Origin of the sequence: Microcoleus sp. D2_18a_D3 (assembly GCF_036702455.1) — a bacterium.
In the GTDB taxonomy this organism is placed as follows: Bacteria; Cyanobacteriota; Cyanobacteriia; order Cyanobacteriales; family Microcoleaceae; genus Microcoleus.
The window spans coordinates 46699-72520 of sequence record NZ_JAUBTK010000022.1 but is presented as its reverse complement, the minus strand read 5'-3'; the positions used below and the strand labels follow the sequence as shown (position 1 = coordinate 72520).

Here is a 25822-nt window from a genome sequence, read left to right as displayed (position 1 = left end):
CTTAACTTGCGTGGAGTGACTTTTAATGCTATAAAAGGCAAAAATAATTGAGCATTTTAGAAGAATCACAAGTCAAAACTTTCTAGTTTAGAGATTAGAAAAATTTTGTTCCGCACCCTAACGAGTGAAGCGAATACACACATTATAATCGATTTGTCGCAGGTTCAAATCCTGCCAGCCCCGTTTAAGGGGCTGTAGCTCAGGGGTAGAGCGATCGGACAGTCAAAACGCTTTGCTAACTTGTGCGGAACATCTCATATTTATAAATATTAGATGTAAAAGTGGTGTGTGAGGAGACTTAAATTATGAAAAATACAACTCTAATTTACCGATCGCCCAGCGAGATAGACAGTCTGATTCACGCTTTCCAAGAATGCAGCCTGCCGCGAAGTCAATGGACTCACGAAGCGCATTTAACCGTGGCCCTTTGGTATCTGTTTTATGATTCGGAACAAGAAGCGATAAATGCGGTGCGGAATGGCATTAAACGTTACAACTCGGCTCAGGGAATTGAGACTACAAAAGATGGCGGATATCACGAAACCCTAACGCTGTTTTGGGTGCGAACTATTCGCCGGTATCTCGCCGATGAAAGCCGGAATCGATCGATGGTAAATCTTGCTAACGGTTTGATTGCAAAATATGCCGAGCGCACTTTACCTTTTACCTACTACACGCGCGATCGGTTGATGTCTTCGGAAGCTCGAATTAACTGGGTTGAACCAGATTTGAGATCCCTTGAACTAGAAACAGTTTCCCTCAAATAATTTTCAATAGCAGTTTTTGCCGCGCCCTAATCGCGAGAGCTTACATACAAGCCCTATTGAGGTTTACCAAAAAAAGCTCCCCAAACTTGCGCGGTGATTTTTAAATTTTACTCGCTAGCGTGCAACAACTGCCAACCGCCGATTTGGAATACTTCTCAAGTCCAAAATCCAAAATCAATAGGAAGGTAAAAACAATGAATATGAATACAGCAGAACGCGATTTGCGTTTGGAAATGCTCAACAGCCTGCTGACAACTCCTCACCGCCAATTAGAAAAAGTAGCAGAAATCCACAAGTTAATTGTCGAATTAGACCCGATTTTTTACGGTCATTTAGCAGTGTGGTATCAGCGTCAAGGCGACGTGCGCGACCACAAGGAAGTTTTTGTCGGAAATTTGCTAACTTCGGCGCTGACGGAACACCGAGATGCCGGGTTTATGATGCTGCAAGAGTTCCCTCCCTACGAAGTTTCGCGGATTGTGGACTTTATGAAGCGGCACCAGAATAAGATGCCTCGCAGCGCGCGCACTGCTGTTACTCGCTATCTGAAATCGCGGGAAAAGAATGCACAGTTTTTCGATCGCGCCGCCATCCGCAATCGCAAGGCGATGAAGCATTTGTACGCAACGCTGCACGTCAAGCCGAGCGCTCGCGCTAACGCTATTCTCTTCAAAGACAATCCGCCGGAAGACTCTCTGGCATTCGTTTTGAAGCAGTTGGCCAAGGCGGCGACACCTGCGGAACAGGCGAATTTGATTGTTGAGTACAAGATTCCGTATACGATCGCAGTTGGTGCGATCAGACAGCTAACGCCAACGGTTTTGGCCGCGCTGATTAACTCGATGTCGCCGCAGGAAGTCATCAACAATTTGAAATCGATTCAGTCTCGCGGCGCGATGGATCACGCGGAAGTGAAGCAGTTGATTGACTCGAAGCTGGATGAAGCGGCAAAGTGCGATCGGGTTTCTGCTTACAAAGCGAGTGTGGCGGGTGCGGGCGCGAACTTCGACGCAGCAACGGCGGCGAAGCTGGAAGCGGTGACAAACGAACAGGTGAAGAAGCGCGGCAAGATTGCGAAAGCAACCGGTTTGTTGATTGACAAGTCGGGAAGCATGGAAAGTGCGATCGAAGTCGGGAAGCGTCTCGCTGCTTTGATTTCCGGCATTTCCGAGGCTGCACTGTTCGTTTATGCCTTTGACACGATGCCGTATCCAGTGCAAGCAAACGGCAGCGAATTGACAGACTGGGAAGGCGCTTTCAAGCACATTCGCGCTGGCGGCGGCACAAGTTGCGGTTGCGCGGTGGAAGCAATGCGAATTAAAAAGCAGGTTGTCGAGCAATTCATTATGGTGACAGATGAAGGCGAAAACGCTGCACCTTATTTTGCAGATGCTTATCAAAATTACTGCCGCAGTTTGGGGGTAATTCCTGATGTTGTGATTGTGCGAGTTGGCGCTTGGTGCGAATATGTCCAGAAGCAATTAAAGGGCAAACAAGTATCGGTAGAAACCTTTACGTTTTCGGGCGATTACTACTCCTTGCCGAATTTAGTGCCGATGTTGAGCCGTCCTTCGCGGCTGGAATTGTTGATGGAAATTCTTGATACGTCCCTGCCTGTGAGGGATGACAAGTGATATAATTGGGCATGGCTCGTGAGTTAAGCTGGCGGGCAATGCTCACTTTATTTTTTCTAGGAGGGAGCATAAAATTGAAAAAATGATTCAGGGTTTGCCAGATGAGTGCTGAGGGTGAGAGCGATCGCGTAGAACGTCAGGCCGTTTTTCAGCCGGAGTTTTTAGAAGACCTAGAATATTGGGTACAAACTGACCGCAAGATGGCGTTACGCTTAATCAAAATGGTCAGAGAAATTCTGCGAGACCCGTTTGAAGGCATTGGCAAGCCGGAACCCTTGAAATATGAGTTTTCTGGCGCGTGGTCGCGTCGTTTGAATAAAGAACATCGTATTGTTTATTTAGTAAGTGATGACCGTATTGATTTTCTGAAAGCGCGCTATCACTATTAGTAAAGTGATAAAAGTTGAGTCATTAAGTTAGTCGGAGTTATAAATTTATGTCAACTGAGATTACATACACTGAAGCTGAAGCAAATTTTAAAGATTTCTGCGATCGCGCTGTTGAAACTGGGGAAGTAATAGTTATTACTAGACCTAACGGCAAAAATGCGATTTTGATTTCTGAGGCAGAATTAGAAAGTTTGCTAGAAACGCTTTATTTGCTGAGGTCGCCTGCTAATGCAACTCGCTTGTTAACGGCACTGAAGCGAGCTAAATCAAGAGTCGTTCAACCTCAGACACTTGATGAAATTTCCAAAAAATTTGGGCTTGATGAAGAGAATGATACTGAAACAATCCTACAAATGAGAGTAAAGTAAGAGAGTGAGGAATCCGATCGCACTTTACTCCCAAACATCTCCCTCAATATCCTCAAGCGGCAACTTTTTCCCTATTGTAAATTATTCTCTAGTTTGAGCGATAATTTCTAGTAATTCTGGATTAGCGATGGATGACACTAGCTGGGAATCAGCAGCAGCTAAAGCAGCGCGTAACTTTTCCGCAGTGAGTGCAGGATATTTCTCTAACACCTGCTGTTGAGTCCATCCCGCAGCAAAGAGCCCTAGCAAAAATTCTACAGACAATCGAGTTTCTGGCGCTGCTGGTTGACTTGTTGAAGCTTTCGGGTTTGGATGAATGAGCTTTCGCCAGTCCATTGTTTTACTTAAACGATTTGGGAAGATTCCGCCGATTATACTGCATTTGGGCACAGTAGAAACACGGATCTCGTTGACTGATTGTGTAACATGATACGGCAGGTAATACCATTTTAGATTTTAGATTGGGAATCACTGATGCCAACCAGGGTTTGGAGTTTGGCGACAGTGGGATTTTTTTTTGAGCGGGTGTCATTTCCCCATTTTGCGATTAAATTGTTATTACGATCGCAGTACAGCGCTTTCTTATAGACTAGAGTGATGGGGTAGCAACGGGGCGATTTACCTTTTTGCTTCAGTCCGTTTCTATACCAAACTGCGATTGCGGTAAATCTCAACCCACTGTGCAACGAACTGTGCAACGAACTGTGCAACGAACTGTGCAACCCACAATACAACTACTTTAACTTCTTAAAACTATGGGAAAAAAGTCGAAAGCCAAAAAATCCCAGGTCAAAAAATCCAGTTTGCTGTCCCAGCGACTCCAAGAAGCTCTCGATCGAGGCAGCAAAGTTTGGATTAAAACAAATAATAGCAGTTTCGGCGGCATCCCGACTAATTTGTTCGGGGAGTTTGTGGAACTTTTGGTGATAGTTCCCCCTAACGAACAGGCGGAACATATCGATGCTTACGGGCAAGTTACGTGGCTGATTCGACTCTCTGATATTATTGCACTCGCTTACCCTACTGAATATTGGTCTAAAGATAGATTAGAAAGTTTGCTGCCACCCGATGCAGTTACTTCCGAAGTAGGAGATTAACTCCGTAGGGTGTGCATTGCGTACCCTAATTTTAGCTGAGTTGTATTTGGTATGGTGTGCACTGCACACCATACATTTACTATTTTTTAAGCTGTTTTAGCAGCCCACATATACACCTCTTCCACCGATTTTTATCAGTTTAATTAGTTGTTGCAAGCTGAAAGCTGCACTTTACAACTGCCGCCCTCTAGTTCGCTGCAACCGGCGAGAGCTTGAGCTTCTGCTGCGGCTTGATCGTCGCCCCAGCCCGCACCTGCTCCTCCTTTGCCTACTGCGATCGCTCCACAATTATTGCTATTAGATGTCAGCGCTTCGCAATCGTTAGCACCTCCGCTTTGTTCATTGCAGACGGCTACTGCTGCGTTTAGTGCTTCTTTCTCTGTAGCATGATCCCAACTAATACCAGTGGCGTCAGAAGTCGGAGAATAAGCAGTAGCTCCATAGGTGTCCTGAGCTTTAGCTACCTGGACTGAGCCAAAAAGAGGAAGTGTCAAAGCTGTGACTACAACCCACTTAGAAAAAAGCTTTTGCAGCATATTTACTTAAGATATCTACAAGGTTAAGTTGCGAGGTTCGCTCAATATTAGATTAGGAGATTAATTGCTGTCAAGAGTGTTTATAAATCTTTAGAGTTTCTTAAATTAAAAGTGTCTTCGCTAACAAAAAGTAAGATGACGGAGGTCAATTCAGTGGCAGATATCCGCAAAATTCTCAGCCAACTCGCTGCCCAAGAAGCGCACCTACTCGATACCCAATTCCTGGCTCCTTGCGTGCCCGGGGGAAGCGTGCGGACACGAATTAGCTCAATGGTTTATACTTTTCAACCGCAGGCGCGCAACTTTGAAGGATGGGCTATTTTTGCGCCAGTAAATGAGAAAATTGCTGCGGTAATTGAGGAGCCGAGTTTGGCGCAAGTGGCCGAGTATTTGCAACTGCTCGTACCCGTTCGCTTGCACTTGGCTTACGTACTGCAAGGGCAAACGTGGCTGGCTTATCCTGTTAACGAATCTGATGCTAAACAGCGCACGGGTGTTGCGAAACCCGTACCAGTGCATTTAGTAACAGAAGGTTCGCAGTTTGAGCCGATTGTTGCGCGCTGGGACGGTCATTGTTTGTGGTTTGAAGAGATTGACAGGCGCGCCGATCCGCTGCCTTCTGAGAAGTTAAAAGCAGCTTTAAAAAAGTTGATTTTGCCTCAAGATGTTCGCTTTAAAGGGATGACGCCGGAAATGCGAACAGTTTATGAGTTGGTGTCCCGAAATATTAAAGGTTTCGATCCGAAACTGCGGGCAGAAAAGCGCTTGCAGGGGGCGTTGAAAATGGGTGGCGGTGAATTGCGAGATTTTTTCGATCGCGAAAATTATTGGCTGGTTGAATGGACTAGCGGGACTGGAGAACATCACACTTCTGCGATCGCCAAAAATGACTTGACAGTTATGAGTGCTGGCATTTGTCTCAGCGGATTGGACAAAGACTTCGACTTGCAATCATTAGTTGGAGTAGTTGAAGATAGATAGGAAATAATGACTACTGACTACTGACTACTGACTACTGACTACTGACTACTGACCATGAGCATATTTTTTCACGAACAACTTTACAGAAGTGCCGCAGTGATGTCGCAGATCAAAAATTTCCCAGTAACGGTGTGCGGCGCGGGCGCTTTGGGTGCGAATATTACAGAAAGTCTGGCGCGATCGGGCTTTTGTCAGTTAAAAGTCATCGATCGCGATCGCATCGAGGAACGCAACCTTTCCACTCAACCCTATTATCGATCGGACATCGGCGCATTCAAAGCCAAAATTCTCGCCAACAACCTCTACCGGGCTTTGGGAGTCAGCATTGACGCGCACTCCAAAGAATTGACACCCGCAAATGCCGATCGGCTGCTTGCCAACAGCGCCACAGTCATCGATACTTTTGATAACAGTGTCGGGCGACAAGCAGTCAAGGATTACTGTGCGAGTGCCTCCCTTCCCTGCGTGCACGTCGGATTAGCTGCCGATTACTCCGAAATAATTTGGAACCAACACTATCGGGTTCCTTCAGCGGCGAATGATGACGTTTGCGATTACCCGCTGGCGAGAAACTTGGTAATGCTGACAGTTGCAGTTGCCTGCGAAGTAATTGTTACCTTTGCTGCTACCAAACAGCAACAAAATTTAACTTGCACGATCGGAGATTTTGCAGTAAAGCCACTTATATTGTAGAATGTCGGTTGACTGTTGCCAGAAACCAGGTGAATCGAGATTGGATGCGCCCATCCTAGAAACCCGGTTTCTCACTCTCAAACAATCGTCAAACTTGCAAAAAACGCTTGAGAAAATTAACAGGGAAACTATGGCGGGAACACAGACTTTTTATTATTTACTAGCAATTCTCGGTCTATTAGTTTTGACGGGCACAAGTAGAGCAAACTATGCAGCTAGCTCCGCAGTTTGCCACACTGATGATTGCCATCGACCAGCAGTGAGACACCATAAAAGGATTTTAAAATGCGGCTCGAAAGGGCACGATGTGAAGAAACTGCAAAAGTTGTTGAACGCGCGGGGCTTGTCCCCACACCCGATCGTAATTGATGGCGTTTTCGGTCCGACAACCGAAGATGCAGTGAAAAGATTTCAGCGGCAAGCTCATATTCCTGTAGACGGAGTTGTGGGAGGCAAAACTTGGGACAGACTGTTTGCTAGTTTGTAACTTTAAGCACCGGACAACAAAGGTTCCTAAGTCAGTCGATTTTAGATTTTAGATTTTAGATTTTAGATTTACTCGATAACAGATGAATCTGGAAGCTTAAACTCTGTAATCTAATTTTTTTTCTAGACCCTCGATAGCCTCGGAAAGCAAGTACCTGTGTTTGGGTGGAGTCATCTTTGGTAATCATTAATCGCTGCGGTTTGTAGTTGGACAGATAGCGCATTTTGTGCAACTACAGACACAGAAGCTTTAATCAACAATCAATCGCCTACTAGATTGCTAATGAATGAAGTTTTAGATTTTTGGTTTGGTCGATCGCACTCTCCTGAGTTTGGCAAAGTCCACAAGAAATGGTTTGAAAAAGATGCGGATTTTGATGCCCAAGTGCGATCGCGCTTTCTGCCACAATACGAACTAGCCGCCTCCGGTAAACTCGACTCATGGCAAGATTCCCCCGAAAATTGCCTCGCATTAATTATACTGCTCGATCAATTTCCGCGCAATATGTTTCGCGGAACGCCCCAAGCATTCGCCACAGACAACAAAGCTTTAGCCACCGCCGAATACGCTGTTAATAATAAATTCGATCGCCAATTGCTGACTGTACAAAAATTATTTGTTTATATGCCTTTTCAACACAGCGAAAATTTAGAAAACCAGCAAAAATCTGTCGAACTATTTCGCCAACTCAGCGGCGAACCTGACAGCGACTCACTCATTGAATACGCGATGCAGCATTTGGAAATAATCCAGCGTTTTGGGAGATTTCCCCACCGCAATGAAATTCTCGGACGCGAAACAACCCCCGAAGAAGCGGAATTTCTCAAACAACCCGGTTCGGGATTTTAAAGCGCGATCGCAAAATCTCGATCGTTCTGATATATTCGAGGTTGTAGAGGCGGTTTGAGCGCGCAATCAGAAGCAACAGCAGGCAATCTGTCTACAAAACCCGCCCCCACCCAGTGACTCTCAAATTAAATAGTGAAATTATAAAAGAAGATCCATTGTTGATTCAACAAAAAGTAGACGCTGGTGAAGAATTTATTAATTCCCCCATCGTCACCCGCGATACTGCACTCGATAAATCCGGTTGTTCGCTTCCTCAGTAAACAGCAAACTCCCGTCAGGTAACACCAGCAAACCAACCGGCCTCCCCCAAGTTTTCGGGCCAGACGGATCTGTGAGAAAACCAGTCAGAAAATCCTCATAATAACCTTGAGGGCGTCCGTTCGCCGCATTAAAAGGTACAAACACGATTTTATAACCAGTTCCAGCGTTCCGGTTCCAACTGCCGCGAAACGCCACAAATGCCCCGTTCAGGAATCTTTTGGGAAACGTTTTGCCATCGTAAAACTGAAGCCCCAAAGCGGCCGAGTGCGCCTGAAACAGCACGTCTGGCATTAAGGTTTTAGCCGCTAAATCAGGTCGATCGCTATTGCCATTTCTGGAGTGGCGCGGGTCGAGGAAATTCGGCTTAAAATAAGTGTAAGGCCAGCCGTAAAACTCGCCTTGACGAATTCTTGTCAAGTAATCGGGCACCAAATCATCTCCCAAACCGTCGCGTTCGTTGACTGTGGTGTAGAGTTGATTGGTTTTTGGGTGAAAATCCAATCCCACCGGATTTCGCAACCCTGAAGCAAAAATTTGCTGGTTCTTGCCGTCCAAATTCATGACTTGAACAGACGCCCTCGGCAGCGGTTCGACATCGGCATTAGACTGCGAGCCAACTGAGACGAAAAGCTTGCTATTGTCCGGGGAAACGACAACATTTCGCGTCCAGTGTTGGTTGTAGCCGCCGCCCGGTAAATCGGCAATTTTTTGACCAGTACCTGTTAATTGTTCCTGCCCTTTTGTGTAGGGAAATCGGCGGACTTCAGCGGTATTTCCGAGGAAAAAATAGCGATCGGCAAAAGCCATGCCAAAGGGAATATTTAACCCGTTTTGGGCACTTGCAAAAGTTTTGCGAACCTCAGCAACCCCGTCGCCGTTGGCATCCCGCAACAGTGTAATCCGATTCTGCCGGGTTTCTGTTACCAAAACATCGCCTGTCGGCGTCAAAGCTAGCCATCGGGGAGCATCTAAATTGTCAGCAAAAACGTTAACAACAAAGCCAGGAGGCACTCGCAGCACTGGCGATGCGGGAATCGGTATTACTTGAGGAGGTTTTGAGGCGCTTTCGCTGGCTCCTGGCTGTGGCAAAGTAGTTGCAACAATGCGGATTGGCTGCGGCGACAGCGGTTTGGTGGGTACAATTTGATTTGTCCCAACATTTACCAGCGGTGCACGGGAGGGAATTTGCGACAGGGGGCCGTTGTCGCCCACAGCAGGGGATCTCGCATCTGTAGCTCGATCGCACGCAATCATCGGCAACAGCAGAATTAGCAGCAAGAAACGCAGGTAATACATAGCAGCGATTTCTCCACAATTGCTGGACAATTCTATTATTCTAACTGCTATTCAACAGCTAAGCCACCGCCGGCGCGGTGGCTTAATTCCATTTACTGATACCAGTTGCAAAAAAGAATGCAATTGTAGGCCAGTGCTCCAAACTTTGAGCTCGATCAGTCAATCGATTTTAGATTTTAGATTTTAGATTGAAGAACGCGACCCCACGAATGAATCCGGGGGCCCCGGATCAAATTGCTTGATCGTCATTGCCAATTCCCAATCGAAAATCTCAAATCTCAAATCTCAAATCTAAAAGGGTATAACCTAGGTCTACCAAAGTCCTCTCACAGGAGCCGGAGCCGGACGAGGAGCCGGAATTGGACGGGGAGCCGGCATCGGAGCCGGAGCCGGAGCCGGACGAGGAGCCGGACGCGGTGGCGGTTCTGGAGCCGGACGCGGTGCCGGTGCTGGGGTTGCGGGACGAGCAACCGTTGTGGCTACAACCTTATAATCGGGGATCACGGCGATATTTTGTATCTGAGAGCCGGCGACGGTGGCTCTGACTTTCATTCCCGGTACTAGGCCAATAATTCTCAGGACGCATCTTTGAACCCTGAGAGTCCTGTACGGCGCGCTTTCTTCGCGAATAGTTACTACATCGCCGACAATACTTTTGACAAAACCGACAATGGTTGTAGTGTTTGCTGTTGTGGTGGTCTGCGTTTGGGCTATTTGAGTTGCAGGGTTAGCCATCGCAGGATTTACTGAGACCGCCGAAATTACCACCGACAGTGTTGCACCTGTCAATAATTTGATGTTCTGAAGACGCATTGAAACCTCACATTAACTGCTATTCAGGGTCGGGTTTGCTTCCGCTGCACGAAAGTCCCAACCTCTATACCTAATCCAGTTTAATCCCCAGAGTAGGAAATTTATGACAATCTCAAAAAAAGATTATCGAACAAGTATTGAAAGACTAAATTTTACATCATAAGTTCCCGATTTACAACAAGTTCAGCGGTTTGCATCTCTAGAGTGTTGCCGTGATATATTGAGTTTATTCGATCGACCGTAGCAGTTTTTTTCCGCAGACCTAACTGTTGCTGGGAGCAACTCTACCTAAAGACAGATTGTGCTTGCCGGATACAGCACCGCCATAGTTTGAATAGTCGATCGCCCGCTGGCCATTCCTAAAAAATCAAATTAGTCGGAGGGAAAATTTAATCATTTTCTTGCAAGATTTACGCAGAAACCGGGTTTTTTAACGACATTCTATTGCGTAACTCCACTGGGCAGCTTATAAAAACCTTGTGGTTTTGGTATTATTGCCTAAGCTTTGTGTTGAGTTACAAGTTATCAGTGGTGGAATTTCAACTAAAAACTGTGCAGCGCAGTTGCGGTCAAAAAGCATCTCAAAATTTTTCCGATCGGGTGCGGTTGGCGGATAATTAGATAGGAACTTTGTAGGAACTGCTGGTTAGGAGTTTAGCGAACAAAAAAATGGTGAACAGCAAAATTTTATTTAATAAGCTAATTGTGCTGAGCTTGAGTGCAGCCGCGCTGTCGGTGGGCATACAGCAGCAGGCGACGGCAGAACTGGTGGCTAATTCAAGTAATAGTGCGATCGCGGCGCAGCGGCCCACATCCGAGACAAAATTGCCGAATCTCGGAACCCCAGAACTGCCGCCCTTGGGAGAACCATTTCGGTATATTCCCCAGGAACCAACGCCTGCGGTAAATCCTATTGAGGAAGTGCGTTTAGTGCTGAAATTGCGAGAACGCCGCGTCTATGTTTACCGACAAAATAAGGTGCAAACCAGTTTCCCGGTTGCTGTGGGAAAAGGTGGCTGGGAAACTCCTACAGGCAATTTTAAAGTTATGCAAATGATCAAAGATCCAGTTTGGCAAAATCCTTGGACAGGAGAACTTATTCCTGCGGGGCCAGACAATCCATTAGGGAGTAGGTGGATGGGGTTTTGGACGGATGGCAAGAATGTGATTGGTTTTCATGGTACTCCGAATCCAGAGTCGATCGGGGGGGCGGCTTCTCATGGTTGCGTCAGAATGTTTGATAAAGATGCACAGGCTTTATTTGAGAAAGTCGCCGTTGGCACACCAGTGATAGTTGAGCATTAATTATTTGGAGATTGGGGTGCATAAAAACATTTCGGAACAGGCAAGATGCCTGTTCCACAAAGACTTAAATTTGGTTGTGGGCTGGGCATCCTGCCCGCCCATGAAAGACTTATTGATAATGCAGCTATTGGGTGAGTTAAAACGTACATTTTGCACCCCTCTCAGCAACAGGCAAGATGCCTGTTCCACAAAGAGTTAAATAGATTGCTGATATTTTTCCAGCAACTCCGGGATGTAATCGTAGCCATCAACACCGATCGCCGGAATGATATTCGCTCGACTTTTCGCCAAAGCTTGTTTAAAAGATTCCGCCCCCATTTGACCCCGCAAAATTGTCAACAAACCAGCCGATTGACGCCACTCCATCGCACCAATTTGCTCCAAAGTATACATCCCCAAACTGCCTGCAAATATCGCTTTTTCTAGTGAGTTGATTCTGTAATAAGCTTGAGCCAAGTAAGCCAAATTCAGACCTTGCAAATATAAATCCCCTGAGAATTGAGCCGCTTGCCAACCTTTGACCAAATATTCGATCGCAGATTCAGCATTTTCCAGGGCAATTTTAGCAATACCGAGACTGCTGGAACAAAAAGCTTGACTTTGGCGATCGCCCAATTTTTCCGATAGCAACAAACCTTGTTCCAAATAACCGATCGCACTCTCGTAAACCTCCGGTTCCACATCCTCCAACTGCCGCGCTTGAAACACTTCACTGTAACCCAAATTAGCCAGAGCATTTGCCTCGCCTTGTCGCTCTCCCGCTTGTCGTGCCATAATTAAAGCCCGCTGGCTGTAATTAATCGCTTCCTGATAATTTTTTTGAGCAACATAGTTGCGGCTGATATGATTGAGATTGGCAACTTCGCAAGCTTTGTCTCCTTCGGTACGGGCAATTTCCAGCGCTTGCTTGTGCAGCAAGAGCGATCGCTCGTAAGCCCCCGCCGCCTGCATCGAATAACCCAAAAGCGTCAGAATTCGAGCTTTTGCTTGAGTGCCTTCAACTCGGCGCAGCGGTTCATCTAAATAATCCAAAGTATGTCGCAGGGCTTTACCATCAAAGGAAGCAAAAATCCCGCCGTAAAGCGGAAAATATTCCCGCTGAGAAAAAGCGCGCAAAATTTGCAAAGTTACTTGAAAACAAGCATTTGCCAACTGCTCCCCGCTCTTGGTAGAATTATTAAACCCACTCGCTAGCTGACTCCAAATTACCGCAAAAGTAATGTAAGTAGAAATTGAAGCTTTTGTTGACACTTTGGAATCGTAAACTTGCTTGTCAAACCATGTCGCCAACGCCCGCTGCAAGCACTGCAAAATAATCGCCAATTCCACCAATATGCCTAACTCTAAATTCGATTCCTTGGCTGCGAATTGAACTACAGATTCACCAAGCGCAATAGTATTCAAGAGAGCGTGGGGAAAGGGACTGTTAACTTTTTTTGCCCAAAAAGCCCAAGGCCCATTTTGTTCTGGACTACCGGCAAATCCTAGCTGCTGTGGCTGATAAATCCAGCCCACAAGTTCCGGTTCCAAACGCTGCCAAGATTCTAAACCTTTGGCTATGCCGGCGGTGATTTGCTGCAAATCTTGTTCGGTTTCAGGATTGGCAGTCTGCAGCATTTGTTGGTGTAGGGATTTTGCCAATTGCTGCAATTGAGCGAGAGTCAGCGGATGTTCTTTATTCGGATCGATTACTTGCAATAATGCCAGAAGGCGGGCGTTAGATTCGGCAGTAACGATTTGTTGGATTGAGGATGCAATTGCGCGATCGACGCGGTTATCTTTCTGCCAGCGTTCCCATTCTCCTTGGATGGTTTTGAGAGCTCTGAGGGTGCGATTTGCCTTTGCTTGTTTGATTTCGTCTTTTTCATTTCTGAGTTGATTTTCGGCGGCATCAAGGCGTTCGCCGAAACAGCGTTCAAAGATTTCGCCAGTACCGGTACTAATGTCTTGCACTAGCATTTGATAAACTTGTTCTTTGGAGCGAATTTGACCTTTGAGGGTGATTTCGACAATTTTGTCGATTAGGGCTAGATAGCGATCGCGCAATGAGGTAGAGTCTGGCATAATTTATTTTTAGTTAATAAGTTTTTATGGACAGCGCTTGCAGCTTGCACCATTTCATGCTGCTCCTTAATTTTACAGCTCATCTGGATTAATGCCCATTGCTCGCAGGCGATCGGCTAATCGATTGGCTCGCTCTCTTTCTGATTCAGCTCGTTGCCTTTCAAACTCGGCTCGTTGCCTTTCTGATTCAGCTTGCTGTCTTTCAATTTCAGCTTGCTGCCTTTCAAACTCGGCTCGTTGGCTTTCCAATTGAGCTCGCTGTCTTTCAAATTCTTCTGGAGTCAGAATCAAATTGCCATTAATATCATACCAGCGCAACCACAACCTTTGATTTTGCAGGAAAGCACCTTCCCACAAACCCAAACTTAACTGTATTTCCGGTATCCAAAATCGAGAACCTGTTAACAATTGTTCGCGGTAACGGTTGCCAATTAACCGAAATACCCTCAATTGGTTGTTGTATTTGCTAAAAACAAAGTAATAAGGAATCTTCAAAATTATTTCGTAAACCTGCCACTTAGTCGGCGGTTTGTTTGGTTCTGATTCTGTCAGTCCTAAATCTTCATCTTCCGTACCAGGTGACAGAAATTCGATCGCAATTAAAGGAGTTACTGCTTCGTCCCAAATCACGTAACTTTGGCGCAAGTCTCTGTCTTGGTAAAATCTCGAAACCCCCACAACTAAATACCAATCGGGTCTTTTGTACCAATTGGGATGGTTGGAGTCGTAGTATAGATTGAGATCGCTGGCCGAGAAGAGGCGATCGGGTGGATAATTAGAGGGGAGGCAGCTATCGCACAAAAGTTGTGCTTGCCACCGATGATATTCGTCAGGCAAACCGGGTTCCTCCGGGTCTTCACTGGGTAGATCGTACATCGTAGGGAGGACTTTTGTCTGGGAATGCTGCGAATCCGGTACGTACATCGTCATAAGATTACCCGGGCGAGACGGCTTGAGGAGATTGAAGCGGTACGGCAATTGTAATATTATAGCGCGATGTGATTTCTTGCTGCAGAAAGTCGGTATCTTTTGCACCGGGAATTTTATCGAGATAGCAATTTTTTACTCCTAACAAAAACCCGGCGATCGCTTCTGATGAATTTTGGGAGTCGGCTACCTTCAATAAATCTTGCCATTAACTCTCATCGTTGCCGTTAATATCTAGCGGTGTAATCGCTGACTTTATCCTCTGTTTCGCTGCGGTTTATTTGGTTTAAATAGTGCAGCCTTAACTCAAAAATAGTAGCGGCTAAATTGCCGTATGTCGTGCCTTTTTTCTTGGCAATGAGTGGGTTGACATAGAGTTTTGCTAGCAAAAGGGTGATGTTTCTGCCGCCGGCTATTTCGGTTTTAAGGTTTCGTAGATTTTGAGCAGCCACAGGGGGCGGATGCCAAAGGTTCGGAATATAAAAAATAAGTAAATTCCCCTGATATAGGGACTTTTTGGAAGTGATTTGATGAAGGGACGATTGCTTTGTTCAGCTTTGAGATCATTGATGTATACACGGAGATTTGCGCTCCTTGGTTGTGACAAATTAGCTTTAGGTTAATCCAAAATTTTTAAGGCTGATTCTAGGTTTGATACAGCCTAATTTAACTCCGGTGAAGTTAGCGTCTTTGCTTTTTCTTGAAGGTGAAGAGCAATACTTAGCAAGACAGGGGCCGCAGGGCTACGCAGATTGCCATCGGAGTCTTTCAGCAGCGGAACTAGCTGCGGTACAACAGTTTTAGCTTCTGCACCAATCATCCTCAAAGCAGAGGCTGCACTACCTACGCACATTTGGATTGGAGTCTTTCAGCAAGACAATTAGCTGCAGCAGTGCAGTTTAAGCTTTTGCACGGATTTTATTCAAAGCAGAGGCTGTACTACTACGCACATTTGGATGGGAGTCTTTCAGCAAGACAATTAGCTGCGGCAGTGCAGTTTTAGCTTCTGCACCGATACTTCCCAAAGCATTGGCTGCACTACTACGCACAGTTGCATCTGAGTCTTGAAGCAGGGAAATTAGCTGTGGCACAGCAGTTTTAACTTCTGCACGCATCCTTGCCAAAGCATAGTCTGCACGGCTACGCACATTTGCATCGGAGTCTTTCAGCAACAGAATTAGCTGCGGCACAACAGTTTTAGCTTCTGCACCCATCCTTCCCAAAGCATTGGCTGCACGGCTACGCACAGTGGCATCGGAGTCTTTCAGCAACAGAATTAGCTGCGGCACAGCAGTTTTAGCTTCTGCACCCATCCTTCCCAAAGCATAGTCTGCACGGCTACGCACAGTTGCATCGGAGTCTTTCAGCAACAGAATTAGCTGCGGCAGTGCAATTTTAGCTTCTGCACCCACCGACACATCTGAGTCTTTCAAGGTTTTGACAAAGGTAGGAATAGCAGGAAGACCAATTTGTCTTAGAACCTCAGCAGCACTCTGGCCGACTGACAAATTCTGATCCTGCAAAGCTTCCATCCAATCAGGGATGGCGGGTTCACCTCTTTTTCGTAACAGCTTAATAGCTGGATAAAGTGCCGTTTCATCGTTAATATTTAACTTCTCGGTGAGGAAGGCAATCTGTTTGGGATTAGCTGTGGGTTCCTCCCCAATTCCAGCCGCAGCATTGCGAGTCAACAGCAAAGGCGATGTGAAAGATAGAAACGAGAGGGCAATTACGGCAGCTAATCTTTGTCGGTAGTGCTTCGTCATGGGCTAGAATCCTTGTGTTTGATGAGCCGTCTCAGCCATTTGAATAATTGTGTATACATTCTCATCAAACTGTTTCAGGACTCCGGGCGATCTAAATTTGTACTTGTCCGTGGTGAAATCGATCGCCCTAAATACTGCTTAAAAAGCGCCACTTTAAGAAGATTCTGGTTCTTTCCTTGAAAAACCCTTCTTTACGTGTAACTCTTGCTGGGAATTTGAATATACGAATCCGGCATTTCATTCTGCTGGTGAATCGCAAAGAAACGGCGCTCAATTTCTTTGAGAACTGCTGCATCATAATAAATCATGCCACAATCAACACAAATCTCTACTGGCGTGTTAGGAACTAGCAAGTATTTACCTTTATGACTGTAAAGGTAATCGATTCTACGTTCCTCATAGCGGTTGCTACCGCAAGTATTGCATCGGATTTCTCGCATGGGTCTATCCTCTAGTTCTAGGGTTAATAAAATTGGGGGGACTGGGAATATATACAGTTATAATTGCTACTCTTTCACCGCGCCAACCACAGACTATATGAATAGGAATCTCACCTGCATAACCTAATATTAGACAACTTTCACCTCGACCAGTGTTAGGATATTGCTCAAGGATCTCTCCGTTGAGTAAAGCTTCCTCAACCTGAGTAAAGGTTAACCCATCAGCCTGACGCTCGATATCTCCATGACCTGTGTAAACATACAGATTTTGGCGAACTCTTGCTTTAATTTCCTCTACTTTCATTTATACTTAAGTCTAAGGCATAATTAGAGAATCACTATTTTATCATATTTGATGATTTCCGAACCCCTTACCCTCTCAACAAGCAATCCGGTTTTAGCAGGCAAAGGATTAACCCGTCGTTTTGGTGGTTTAATTGCTGTAAACAACGTATCTTTTACAGTTGAAAAACACGAAATCTTTGGATTAATCGGCCCTAACGGCGCGGGCAAAACCACTCTATTTAATCTAATGACTGGACTGATACCTGCTTCTAGTGGCAACCTGATTTATCAAAATGAAAATATTTCCCAATTGAAGCCTTATCAAATTGCCAATAAAGGTATAGCCAGAACTTTTCAAAATATCCGGTTATTTGGGGAACTTTCTGCTGTGGAAAATGTGGCGATCGCCCGACACATCCACAGTCGATCGGGCAATCCAGTTTTATCGGTGCTGGCGGGGATTTTCGGCTTGCCAGCATCTAACGCAATGGAACGCAAAACCCAGCGAAAAGCTTTAGAATTGTTGGATTTAGTCGGATTGGGCGATCGCGCGGGCGAACAAGCCAAAAACTTGGCCTACGGCGACCAGAGGCGCTTAGAAATTGCCCGCGCTTTAGCCCTAGAACCGCAAATACTCTTGTTAGATGAACCTGCCGCGGGGATGAATCCCAATGAAAAGCATAAATTAAGCGAATTTATCCGAGAAGTGCGCCAACAATTCAATTTAACTGTAATATTGATCGAGCATCATGTACCGCTAGTTATGGGATTGTGCGATCGCATTGCCGTCTTGCATTTCGGTCAGCTTATTGCCTTGGGCGAGCCTGCTGTTGTGAGGAATGACCCGGCGGTGATTGAGGCTTATTTGGGAGATGAAACCTAGACATTGTAAATGTTTCCCTGCTCTGGCGGGGAACGAGGAAAATTAATAGTTAGTCATAAATGAATCTTCCAGTCCTCATAGCGAGGACTTCAGCTATCAGCCAGGGGTTGAAACCCCTGGCGGACTGCGGGAAGAGAGACAGTTTTGTTATCAACAATCAAGTCCCACAAAATGCAACATAGCCCACCCCAAACCACCCAAAATATTCTCTTAGAACTCAAGAATCTTTCTGTAAATTATGGTGGCATTCAAGCCATCCAAAATATTAATCTCACGATTAATGCGGGCGAGGTTGTCAGTCTCATCGGCGCTAATGGTGCGGGCAAAAGTACCACACTCAGGGCTATTTCTAAAATAGTTAATATACACCAAGGACAAATTATTTATAACGGGCGCGATATTAGCCGCCGCCAAGCTCACGAAGTTGTGAAATTGGGAATCGCCCACAGCCCAGAAGGGCGGCGGGTTTTGGCGCAGCAAACGGTGTTAACTAACTTAGAATTGGGGGCCTATATTCGATCGGACTCGGCGGCAGTAAAAGCCGATTTAGAGCGCCAATTTGAGATATTTCCGCGCCTAGCAGAAAGGCGCCGCCAGCTAGCAGGAACCCTCAGCGGCGGGGAACAGCAAATGCTGGCGATCGCCCGTGCTCTGATGAGCCGCCCGAAGCTGCTATTATTAGACGAGCCTAGTTTAGGTTTAGCACCTGCGATCGTCAAAGAAATTTTCGGAATTATTCAAAATCTGCGTTCCACAGGCGTTACAATCCTTTTAGTCGAACAAAACGCCAGTTTAGCACTGCAAATTGCCGATCGGGGTTACGTACTAGAAGCTGGTAACATTACTCTCACAGGTATTGGATCAGATTTGCTAAACGACGAGCGAGTCAGGAGCGCATATTTAGGATGACTTGGTTAATTTTAGGACTCTTGACCGCTTTCTTTGAAGCCGTCAAAGACGTTTTTGGCAAACAAAACCTCAAAAAAAGTGACGAATATGTCGTCGCTTGGTCTCTCTCATTTTTTTCAGTCATCTTTTTGACTCCCTGGGTATTATATACAGGAATTCCGCCATTAAATTCTCAATTTTGGCTCGCCCTATTAATCGGAGGTAGCATCAACGCTGTCACAGCCCTCCTGTACATCAAAGCCATCAAACTATCAGATTTATCCCTGACACTACCGCTGGTAGCTTTGACACCATTATTCATGTTGGTAACTTCACCGTTAATTGTGGGTGAATATCCCAAGTTTTTTGATTATATTGGCATTTTACTAATCGTAGCAGGCTCTTATTTATTAAATATCAAAGAGAAATCTAAAGGATATTTAGCCCCATTCAAAGCACTGTTGGATGAGCCAGGCCCAAAATTGATGTTAATCGTCGCATTTCTATGGAGTATTGCCTCCAATTGTGACAAAATAGGAGTTACAAATTCCTACCCTATTTTTTGGCTATTCTCTTTGTTTGGTACAATGACTGTCTTGCTACTGCCAGTTTTATTGTACAAAACCCCAAATCCAGGGCAGAAAATTCTCAAACAATTACCAATGCTAGCTGCTATGGGGTTTTTTAATGCTATTGGAGTGATTTTTCAAATGCAAGCTTTGACATTAACTTTGGTAGTGCAAGTTATCGCGATTAAGCGTACTAGCGTGTTAATGGGTGTATTGTTCGGTCATTTCATTTTTAAGGAAAAAGATATTCAAGAAAGATTATTAGGGGCCGGAATCATGATTTTGGGAGTTTTATTTATCAGTTTATAGGTTGAGATTTCCGGGACTTTCACGCTCGTTCTCTCCCCGAATGTAGGGGCGGTGCCCCCGTGCTCGCCCTCTCTCGCTTGGGTGGGAATGTCCGGGTGGGAAACACGCCCTAGCCTCTATTGATGTATAAGTCATGTTATACTCAAGGCGATCGCACTTTCTCTCACTATTTATTAAGATAAAAAAAATTAATGCACAAAATAGCCGCCACACCCGGAGGTTGGAACCCTCAAGCAGAAGGAGTAATTTTTATTCAGCAAACCCCAGCACCAATAGTATTTATTAGTGCTGCTGACACCGACATTCAAACTCTCGCAGCCGCCGCATCCAAAATGCCGGCAAAATTTCCCAAAGTGCGGGCAGTAAACCTGCTTCAGTTGCAGCAACAACTAACAATTGATACTTATGCCGAGGAAGTTTTAGAACGCGCCGAGGTGATAATCTTAAGACTGTTAGGAGGGCGTTCTTATTGGTCTTACGGGTTAGAAATCCTGCGAGAAACTGTGCAAAAAACTAACGCCTCCCTGATTGTAATGCCGGGAGAAGACAGTCCCGATCCGGATTTAATCAGCCATTCCAATGTATCGCTGTCAGCAGTCAATCAACTTTGGCGCTATTTCACAGAAGGCGGAGTCCAAAACTTTGTTAATGCACTAAAATTGGCTGCCGATACTTGCTTGAAAACTGCTTATAATCCACCGCTACCTCAAACAGTCTCCCGCGTCGGAATTTATGATTGGGGCGGAGAAGCGGGGGCGTGTTTTGCAACTTTACAACCAGATTCAGATCCCCCTAAATCCCCCTTAACAAGGGGGACTTTGACAACTTCTTCCTCCCCCCTTCTTAAGGGGGGCTGGGGGGGATCTCCGGGTTTACCAACCGACGCTGATCCCGCTAAATCCCCCTTAACAAGGGGGACTTTGACAACTTCTTCCTCCCCCCTTCTTAAGGGGGGCTGGGGGGGATCTCCGGGTTTACCAACCGACGCTGATCCCCCTAAATCCCCCTTAACAAGGGGGACTTTGACAACTTCTTGCTCCCCCCTTATTAAGGGGGGCTGGGGGGGATCTCCGGGTTTGGAAACACTCCCTAAAGGGCACGGCGAGGGCGGGCACGGGGGCACCGCCCCTACGGTCGGAATTTTATTTTATCGCGCTCATTACTTATCAGGAAACTTAGCACCAATTGATGCACTTTGTCAAGCTTTAGCAGAGCGAAACTTAGTACCGGTTCCCGTCTTTGTGTCTTCTTTGCGGGAACCGGATTTGCAAATAGAATTGCTGGAATATTTCCAGCCCAAAGAATCAGAACCAATTCAATTATTGCTAAACACCACAAGTTTTGCAGTCTCCGGTTTCAGCAGTCAAGAACCGGAACAAAACAGCTTAAAATCCTTAGACGTTCCCGTATTGCAAGCAATCTTCAGCGGTGGCGGTTTGGAACAGTGGGAAACGGAACTTCAGGGACTTTCGCCCCGCGATGTGGCGATGAATGTAGCATTGCCGGAAGTAGACGGAAAAATCATTACTAGGGCTGTTTCTTTTAAAGCGGTACAGACTTGGAATAGCGAATTAGAAACAGATGTAGTAGGCTATGTAGCAGCGGGCGATCGCATTTCATTTGTAGCAGATTTAACCGCGAATTGGGTGAAGATGAAACAAACCCCAGCCGCCAACAGACGCATCGCCATAATTTTAGCAAATTACCCCACCCGCAACGCCCGCTTAGCCAACGGCGTCGGCTTAGATACGCCCGCTAGCTGTGTCGAAATCCTCAAAGCTATGCAGCAAGCTGGCTATCAAATTGAAAACATCCCCGCTAGCGGCAACGAGTTAATTGAACTGTTAACTTCTGGCGTAACAAATGACCCGGAAGGACGCGAATTGCGCCCTGTTCATCAATCTTTGGAATTGGCCGAATATGAAGAATATTTTGCTAGTTTGCCGCAGGAAGTGCAAGAGGGAATTTGTAAAAGATGGGGGCTTCCGGCAAGCTATGCACAAGATTTTATAAGTAACAATACGTCTTTTCCAATTCCGGGGATTCAGTTCGGTAATGTGTTTGTGGGAATTCAACCATCGCGGGGATATGAACTTGACCCCGCCTTAAATTATCATGCCCCAGACTTAGAACCCACTCATAATTATCTAGCTTACTATTATTGGGTGCGAGAAAAATTTGGAATTGACGCTATAATTCATGCCGGAAAACACGGCAATTTAGAATGGCTTCCCGGTAAAAGTATAGCATTGTCTAACAAATGTTATCCAGAAGTAGCGTTAGGCGCGATACCTAATTTTTATCCCTTCATTGTCAACGATCCGGGGGAAGGTTCCCAAGCAAAAAGACGATCGCAAGCTGTGATTATCGACCACCTGACACCGCCGATGACTCGCGCCGAACTCTACGGGCCTTTGCAGCAGTTGGAAACCTTAATTGATGAGTATTGCGAAGCCCAAAGTTTAGATCCGTCCAGATTGCCCATGATTCGCGATCGCATTCTCGCCCTCACCAACAAAGAAAACTTAGATAAAGACTTAGGAATACAACTAAATAAATCGGAATTTACAGAATTTATCACGCGCACAGACGGCTACCTTTGCGAACTCAAAGAATCCCAAATCCGGGACGGGTTGCACATTTTCGGTCAGTGTCCCGAAGGTAGACAGTTGAGAGATTTGATAATTGCGATCGCCCGCCATCCCACCAACGGGCGATCGGGCTTAACCCGCGCCCTAGCAGAAGACTCAGGCTACGATTTCGACCCCTTAACCTGCGATCCAACCTCGATAATTCAGCACCGCACAGCAGGCGATTTAACAGCAGAACTCGAAGAAAAAGCCGCTGAATTAGTAGATAACTTAATCGAAAATATCCGCGTTAATCCGCGTTCATCTGCGGTCACAAATTCCCAAATAGGAGAAGCAACTCAACAAGAATTAGAGTGGATAAATAACTATCTTTTACCTTCACTCCTCCAAACAAACCAAGAAATTACCAACCTTTTGCGCGGACTAGATGGGCGGCACATACCAAGCGGCGCATCCGGCGCACCCACTCGCGGCCGGCCAGATGTATTGCCCACAGGTCGCAATTTTTACTCAGTAGATATCCGCGCCATTCCCACAGAAACCGCCTGGAGAGTTGGCAGAGTTGCTGCTGAAACTTTAATCGAAAGATACACCCAAGAAAACGGCGAATATCCGAAAACTTTGGGTTTGTCAGTGTGGGGAACATCCACGATGCGGACGGGGGGAGACGACATCGCCGAAGCCTTGGCGCTGATAGGAGTTCAACCAGTTTGGGATGGCCCTTCGCGCCGGGTTGTAGATTTTGAAATCTTGCCAGTTTCTGTTTTGGGGCGGCCGCGCGTTGATGTTACTTTGCGAATCTCTGGGTTTTTCCGCGATGCTTTTTTTAATTTAATTGATTTGTTTGATAGTGCGGTAAAAGCTGTGGCAGATTTAGACGAATCGCCAGAAAACAACCCTTTAGCAGCACAAGTTAAGGAAGAGATTTTGTATTGGGAATCTACAGGTTTGAGTCAGGAAGAGGCGCAAGGGCGATCGCAATTTCGAGTCTTTGGCTCAAAACCAGGGGCTTACGGCGCAGGACTGCAAGGCATAATTGAAGCTCAAAACTGGACAGACGACAGCGATTTAGCAAAAGCTTACATTAATTGGAGCAGTTACGCCTATACCTCCTCTAGTTCCTCAAATTTGCCGGGAGATGTAGCAGGAGTTAAACAGAGTGAGTGGGGATGTTCTGCACCCGAAGCATTTGAAAAACGCCTCGGCCAAATGCAAATAGTTCTGCAAAACCAAGACAACCGCGAACACGACATCCTCGACTCGGATGATTATTATCAATTCCAAGGGGGAATGACGGCCGCAATTCGCAATTTGCAAGGTAAAAATCCTGAAACCTATTTCGGAGACAACTCGATTCCCGAGAATCCGAAAGTGCGGCAACTGAGAGAAGAAATTGCGCGGGTTTATCGCAGCAGGGCTGTGAATCCCAAATGGATAGAAGGTGCGATGCGACACGGTTATAAAGGCGCGTTTGAAATTGCCGCAACTGTTGATTTTTTGTTTGCTTACGATGCTACGGCAAATTGTGTAGAGGATTTTATGTATGAAGGAATCGCAGAGGCTTACATTTTTGATGAAAAAGTGCAGGCATTTATTCAAGAAAACAATCCTTGGGCACTGCGAGATATGGCGGAAAGATTGCTAGAAGCTCGTCAGCGGGGGTTGTGGCAGAGTGCGAACCAGGATACATTGGATAAATTGAGAGCGATCGCCCTGCAAGCCGAAGCAGTCATCGAATCCCATACTGGTTTTTAGTCTGAACGGAGAAATGATAGAATATAGTTAATATGCGAGGAATCAATGTTGCGCGATCTCACCATCCAAAATTATCGCTGTTTTAAAGATTTTCATATCGACGATCTAGCTAGGGTTAATCTGATAGTCGGTCAGAACAATAGCGGTAAAACTACTTTTTTGGAAGCCATTTATTTATTAGTCCAACAACAGAGTATTCAAGCTTTGTTTGATGTACTAAATGGCCGTGGCGAAATGAGCAACATAAAAACTCAACTGGCATCGGATCAAGCAGTAAACCGGATCAAGTATCAATTTGAACATATTTTTTACGGACATCAACTAATTCCCGATAAAAACATTTACATTCAATCTCATAAAGAAGAACTCCTCTCACTCAAAATTCAAGCAAACCCTACAAACCAACAGGTATTAATTCCGGTAGCTGAAGAAGTAGAAACAAGGTTTTTAGCAGTAGAATTAATTGTTTGCTACAATCAGACTGCCACAGTCAAAATTTCACTGCTACGCGATGCTTCTATTGCTCATTTAGTTTCTTCTAAATTGACCGATAGAAAAAATAACTATTTATCGCTTGTTGGTTCCAGTCAAGATAATTTTAATTATCTCAAAACTACGGCAATAACTTTTAACGAAATGGCTGTGTTTTGGGATGCTATTACACTGACACCAAAAGAAGAAAGCGTAGTAGCAGCACTGCAAATCTTAGAACCAGATGTAGAACGTATTAGTTTTACCAGTAATCCCACTAATAACAGTGGTATTTTGCTTAAACTTCGGGGACAGCCTCACCCAGTTCCTCTAGGCAGTATGGGAGAGGGTATGCAACGAATTCTTAGTATAGCAATGGCAGCCGTCTCATCAGAGAATGGGTTTTTGTTGGTTGATGAAATTGATACAGGTCTTTACTATCAAACCCAAACTGATATGTGGCGATTGATATTTGAAACAGCACAGCGATTGAACGTTCAAGTCTTTGCAACTACCCACAGTTGGGATTGTATAGCCGCATTTCAAGAAGCCTTAGAACAGTCAGAAGATAGTTCGGTTGGCAAATTATTTCGCTTGAGTCGGCGCGGTGAGGATATTCGTGCAGTTGAATACACTCCCGATGAATTGTCCGTTGCAGTGCGCCAAAGTATCGAGGTGCGCTGATGCCAAAACCACGAACACCTTCTCAACGAAAAGCTCAACAGTTATTGGTAGAAGGTAAGAATGACCGACACGTAATCTGGGCTTTGTGCCAGCAATATCAACTGCCAGAAACATTTTCCGTCGAAGTACCGCAAGAAGAAGGTAGAGAAGGAAGTACAGAAGGAGTTGAAGCGCTGCTAAATGGCTTGCCAGAAAGATTGAAAGCAGAGAATTTACGCACCTTGGGAATTGTGGTTGATGCCGATCGCAATTTAAGTGGGCGGTGGCAATCTCTTAAAGATAAACTGAGTTCGATCGGCTATCGAGACATCCCCCAATCTCCCCCTCCCGAAGGCTGGGTTTGCACACCTTCAGATCCATACTTGCCTCGCGTCGGAGTTTGGTTGATGCCAAACAATCAACTTCCTGGAATGTTAGAAGATTTTGTCGCCTATCTCATCCCCCCTGGCGACACCCTGCATCCGAAAGCCGAAGCAATTTTACAAGAGCTCGAACAAGCCGGACTTAACCGCTACACTTTAATTCATCATCCCAAAGCGCTAATCCACACTTGGCTGGCATGGCAGAAAACGCCTGCAATGCCGATGGGACAAGCAATAACAGCGCAGGTGCTTAGCTGCGATTCCCCGATCGCCTTAATTTTTATTGAATGGTTAAAACATCTGTTTGAGCTAATTGCTCGATCCGCCGAATAATGAGTAATATCTAGTAATG

General features: G+C 45.7%; 28 protein-coding genes. 16 read left to right on the top strand and 12 right to left on the bottom strand.

Translation table 11 applies throughout. The annotated features are described in order from the left end of the window. Positions 1 to 305 precede the first annotated feature (305 nt). The 4 genes from QUB06_RS13140 to QUB06_RS13125 all read left to right on the top strand — a co-directional run bounded on the left by QUB06_RS13140 (position 306) and on the right by QUB06_RS13125 (position 3158). The gene (locus tag QUB06_RS13140; RefSeq protein WP_333435618.1) at positions 306 to 767 is read left to right on the top strand and encodes a hypothetical protein; all 462 of its coding nucleotides are present in this window, start codon (positions 306 to 308) and stop codon (positions 765 to 767) included. Between the two features lie 194 nt (positions 768 to 961). Next, positions 962 to 2401, top strand: a complete 1440-nt coding sequence (locus QUB06_RS13135; RefSeq protein ID WP_333435617.1) for a hypothetical protein — start codon at positions 962 to 964, stop codon at positions 2399 to 2401. 101 nt (positions 2402 to 2502) lie between these two features. Further along, the gene (locus QUB06_RS13130) at positions 2503 to 2790 is read left to right on the top strand and encodes a Txe/YoeB family addiction module toxin (RefSeq protein ID WP_006634628.1); all 288 of its coding nucleotides are present in this window, start codon (positions 2503 to 2505) and stop codon (positions 2788 to 2790) included. A gap of 47 nt (positions 2791 to 2837) precedes the next feature. Beyond that, entirely contained in the window at positions 2838 to 3158 is a 321-nt protein-coding gene (locus tag QUB06_RS13125) for a type II toxin-antitoxin system prevent-host-death family antitoxin (protein WP_333435616.1), read from the top strand. An 81-nt stretch (positions 3159 to 3239) separates the two neighbouring features. Here the strand turns inward: QUB06_RS13125 and QUB06_RS13120 are convergent, their stop codons facing one another. Next, the gene (locus QUB06_RS13120; RefSeq protein ID WP_333435615.1) at positions 3240 to 3494 is read right to left on the bottom strand and encodes a DUF433 domain-containing protein; all 255 of its coding nucleotides are present in this window, start codon (positions 3492 to 3494) and stop codon (positions 3240 to 3242) included. Positions 3495 to 3913: 419 nt separating this feature from the next. Between QUB06_RS13120 and QUB06_RS13115 the strand changes: the two genes are divergently transcribed. Then, the gene (locus tag QUB06_RS13115) at positions 3914 to 4255 is read left to right on the top strand and encodes a hypothetical protein (RefSeq protein WP_333435614.1); all 342 of its coding nucleotides are present in this window, start codon (positions 3914 to 3916) and stop codon (positions 4253 to 4255) included. A gap of 143 nt (positions 4256 to 4398) precedes the next feature. Here the strand turns inward: QUB06_RS13115 and QUB06_RS13110 are convergent, their stop codons facing one another. Beyond that, the gene (locus QUB06_RS13110; protein WP_333435613.1) at positions 4399 to 4791 is read right to left on the bottom strand and encodes a DUF4189 domain-containing protein; all 393 of its coding nucleotides are present in this window, start codon (positions 4789 to 4791) and stop codon (positions 4399 to 4401) included. 153 nt (positions 4792 to 4944) lie between these two features. On the opposite strand from QUB06_RS13110, the gene QUB06_RS13105 reads away from it, so the two are divergent. From QUB06_RS13105 to QUB06_RS13090, 4 genes are all read left to right on the top strand, one after another. After that, complete coding sequence (locus tag QUB06_RS13105) at positions 4945 to 5772, top strand: hypothetical protein (RefSeq protein ID WP_333435612.1); 828 nt, start codon at positions 4945 to 4947, stop codon at positions 5770 to 5772. A 54-nt stretch (positions 5773 to 5826) separates the two neighbouring features. Beyond that, a complete protein-coding gene (locus QUB06_RS13100) occupies positions 5827 to 6465 on the top strand; it encodes a ThiF family adenylyltransferase (RefSeq protein ID WP_333145281.1) in 639 nt (212 codons plus the stop codon). A gap of 130 nt (positions 6466 to 6595) precedes the next feature. After that, entirely contained in the window at positions 6596 to 6952 is a 357-nt protein-coding gene (locus QUB06_RS13095; RefSeq protein WP_333435611.1) for a peptidoglycan-binding domain-containing protein, read from the top strand. Positions 6953 to 7234: 282 nt separating this feature from the next. After that, positions 7235 to 7801: a DUF924 family protein gene (locus tag QUB06_RS13090; RefSeq protein WP_333435610.1), complete on the top strand. Its 567-nt coding sequence runs from the start codon at positions 7235 to 7237 to the stop codon at positions 7799 to 7801. Positions 7802 to 8011: 210 nt separating this feature from the next. Here QUB06_RS13090 and QUB06_RS13085 read toward each other — a convergent pair whose 3' ends face one another. Together QUB06_RS13085 and QUB06_RS13080 are read right to left on the bottom strand one after the other, a co-directional pair. Further along, positions 8012 to 9358 (bottom strand): sorbosone dehydrogenase family protein, encoded by a 1347-nt coding sequence (locus QUB06_RS13085; protein ID WP_333435609.1) that lies wholly within the window; start codon positions 9356 to 9358, stop codon positions 8012 to 8014. A 312-nt stretch (positions 9359 to 9670) separates the two neighbouring features. Then, complete coding sequence (locus QUB06_RS13080; protein ID WP_333435608.1) at positions 9671 to 10171, bottom strand: autotransporter; 501 nt, start codon at positions 10169 to 10171, stop codon at positions 9671 to 9673. 669 nt (positions 10172 to 10840) lie between these two features. Between QUB06_RS13080 and QUB06_RS13075 the strand changes: the two genes are divergently transcribed. After that, positions 10841 to 11476, top strand: a complete 636-nt coding sequence (locus QUB06_RS13075; RefSeq protein WP_333435607.1) for a L,D-transpeptidase — start codon at positions 10841 to 10843, stop codon at positions 11474 to 11476. Positions 11477 to 11671: 195 nt separating this feature from the next. Here QUB06_RS13075 and QUB06_RS13070 read toward each other — a convergent pair whose 3' ends face one another. The 8 genes from QUB06_RS13070 to QUB06_RS13035 form a co-directional block, all read right to left on the bottom strand. After that, on the bottom strand, positions 11672 to 13540 hold the full coding sequence (locus tag QUB06_RS13070) for a tetratricopeptide repeat protein (RefSeq protein ID WP_333435606.1): 1869 nt from the start codon (positions 13538 to 13540) through the stop codon (positions 11672 to 11674). A 72-nt stretch (positions 13541 to 13612) separates the two neighbouring features. Next, positions 13613 to 14470, bottom strand: a complete 858-nt coding sequence (locus QUB06_RS13065; RefSeq protein ID WP_333409160.1) for a Uma2 family endonuclease — start codon at positions 14468 to 14470, stop codon at positions 13613 to 13615. 4 nt (positions 14471 to 14474) lie between these two features. Further along, positions 14475 to 14663 (bottom strand): hypothetical protein, encoded by a 189-nt coding sequence (locus QUB06_RS13060; protein ID WP_333435605.1) that lies wholly within the window; start codon positions 14661 to 14663, stop codon positions 14475 to 14477. Positions 14664 to 14694: 31 nt separating this feature from the next. Then, positions 14695 to 14919: a hypothetical protein gene (locus tag QUB06_RS13055; RefSeq protein ID WP_333435604.1), complete on the bottom strand. Its 225-nt coding sequence runs from the start codon at positions 14917 to 14919 to the stop codon at positions 14695 to 14697. A gap of 209 nt (positions 14920 to 15128) precedes the next feature. Beyond that, positions 15129 to 15320 (bottom strand): hypothetical protein, encoded by a 192-nt coding sequence (locus tag QUB06_RS13050; protein WP_333435603.1) that lies wholly within the window; start codon positions 15318 to 15320, stop codon positions 15129 to 15131. Between the two features lie 46 nt (positions 15321 to 15366). Further along, the gene (locus QUB06_RS13045) at positions 15367 to 16233 is read right to left on the bottom strand and encodes a HEAT repeat domain-containing protein (protein WP_333435602.1); all 867 of its coding nucleotides are present in this window, start codon (positions 16231 to 16233) and stop codon (positions 15367 to 15369) included. Positions 16234 to 16424: 191 nt separating this feature from the next. Beyond that, complete coding sequence (locus tag QUB06_RS13040) at positions 16425 to 16673, bottom strand: type II toxin-antitoxin system MqsA family antitoxin (RefSeq protein ID WP_333435601.1); 249 nt, start codon at positions 16671 to 16673, stop codon at positions 16425 to 16427. Positions 16674 to 16677: 4 nt separating this feature from the next. Further along, positions 16678 to 16977, bottom strand: coding sequence for a DUF4258 domain-containing protein (locus QUB06_RS13035; protein WP_333078238.1), 300 nt, complete (start codon positions 16975 to 16977; stop codon positions 16678 to 16680). A 51-nt stretch (positions 16978 to 17028) separates the two neighbouring features. On the opposite strand from QUB06_RS13035, the gene QUB06_RS13030 reads away from it, so the two are divergent. The 6 genes from QUB06_RS13030 (at position 17029) to QUB06_RS13005 (ending at position 25803) form a co-directional block, all read left to right on the top strand. Next, complete coding sequence (locus QUB06_RS13030) at positions 17029 to 17841, top strand: ABC transporter ATP-binding protein (protein ID WP_333435600.1); 813 nt, start codon at positions 17029 to 17031, stop codon at positions 17839 to 17841. Between the two features lie 171 nt (positions 17842 to 18012). Then, the gene (locus QUB06_RS13025) at positions 18013 to 18750 is read left to right on the top strand and encodes an ABC transporter ATP-binding protein (RefSeq protein ID WP_333435599.1); all 738 of its coding nucleotides are present in this window, start codon (positions 18013 to 18015) and stop codon (positions 18748 to 18750) included. After that, the gene (locus QUB06_RS13020) at positions 18747 to 19607 is read left to right on the top strand and encodes an EamA family transporter (protein ID WP_333435598.1); all 861 of its coding nucleotides are present in this window, start codon (positions 18747 to 18749) and stop codon (positions 19605 to 19607) included. The genes QUB06_RS13025 and QUB06_RS13020 overlap by 4 nt, the downstream gene beginning before the upstream one ends. Before the next feature lie 191 nt (positions 19608 to 19798). Next, the gene (gene cobN / locus QUB06_RS13015; protein WP_333435597.1) at positions 19799 to 23953 is read left to right on the top strand and encodes a cobaltochelatase subunit CobN; all 4155 of its coding nucleotides are present in this window, start codon (positions 19799 to 19801) and stop codon (positions 23951 to 23953) included. Between the two features lie 45 nt (positions 23954 to 23998). After that, positions 23999 to 25108, top strand: a complete 1110-nt coding sequence (locus QUB06_RS13010; RefSeq protein WP_333435596.1) for an AAA family ATPase — start codon at positions 23999 to 24001, stop codon at positions 25106 to 25108. Continuing rightward, positions 25108 to 25803, top strand: a complete 696-nt coding sequence (locus QUB06_RS13005) for a DUF3226 domain-containing protein (RefSeq protein ID WP_333435595.1) — start codon at positions 25108 to 25110, stop codon at positions 25801 to 25803. Before QUB06_RS13010 ends, QUB06_RS13005 begins: the two co-directional genes overlap by 1 nt. Positions 25804 to 25822: the final 19 nt, after the last annotated feature.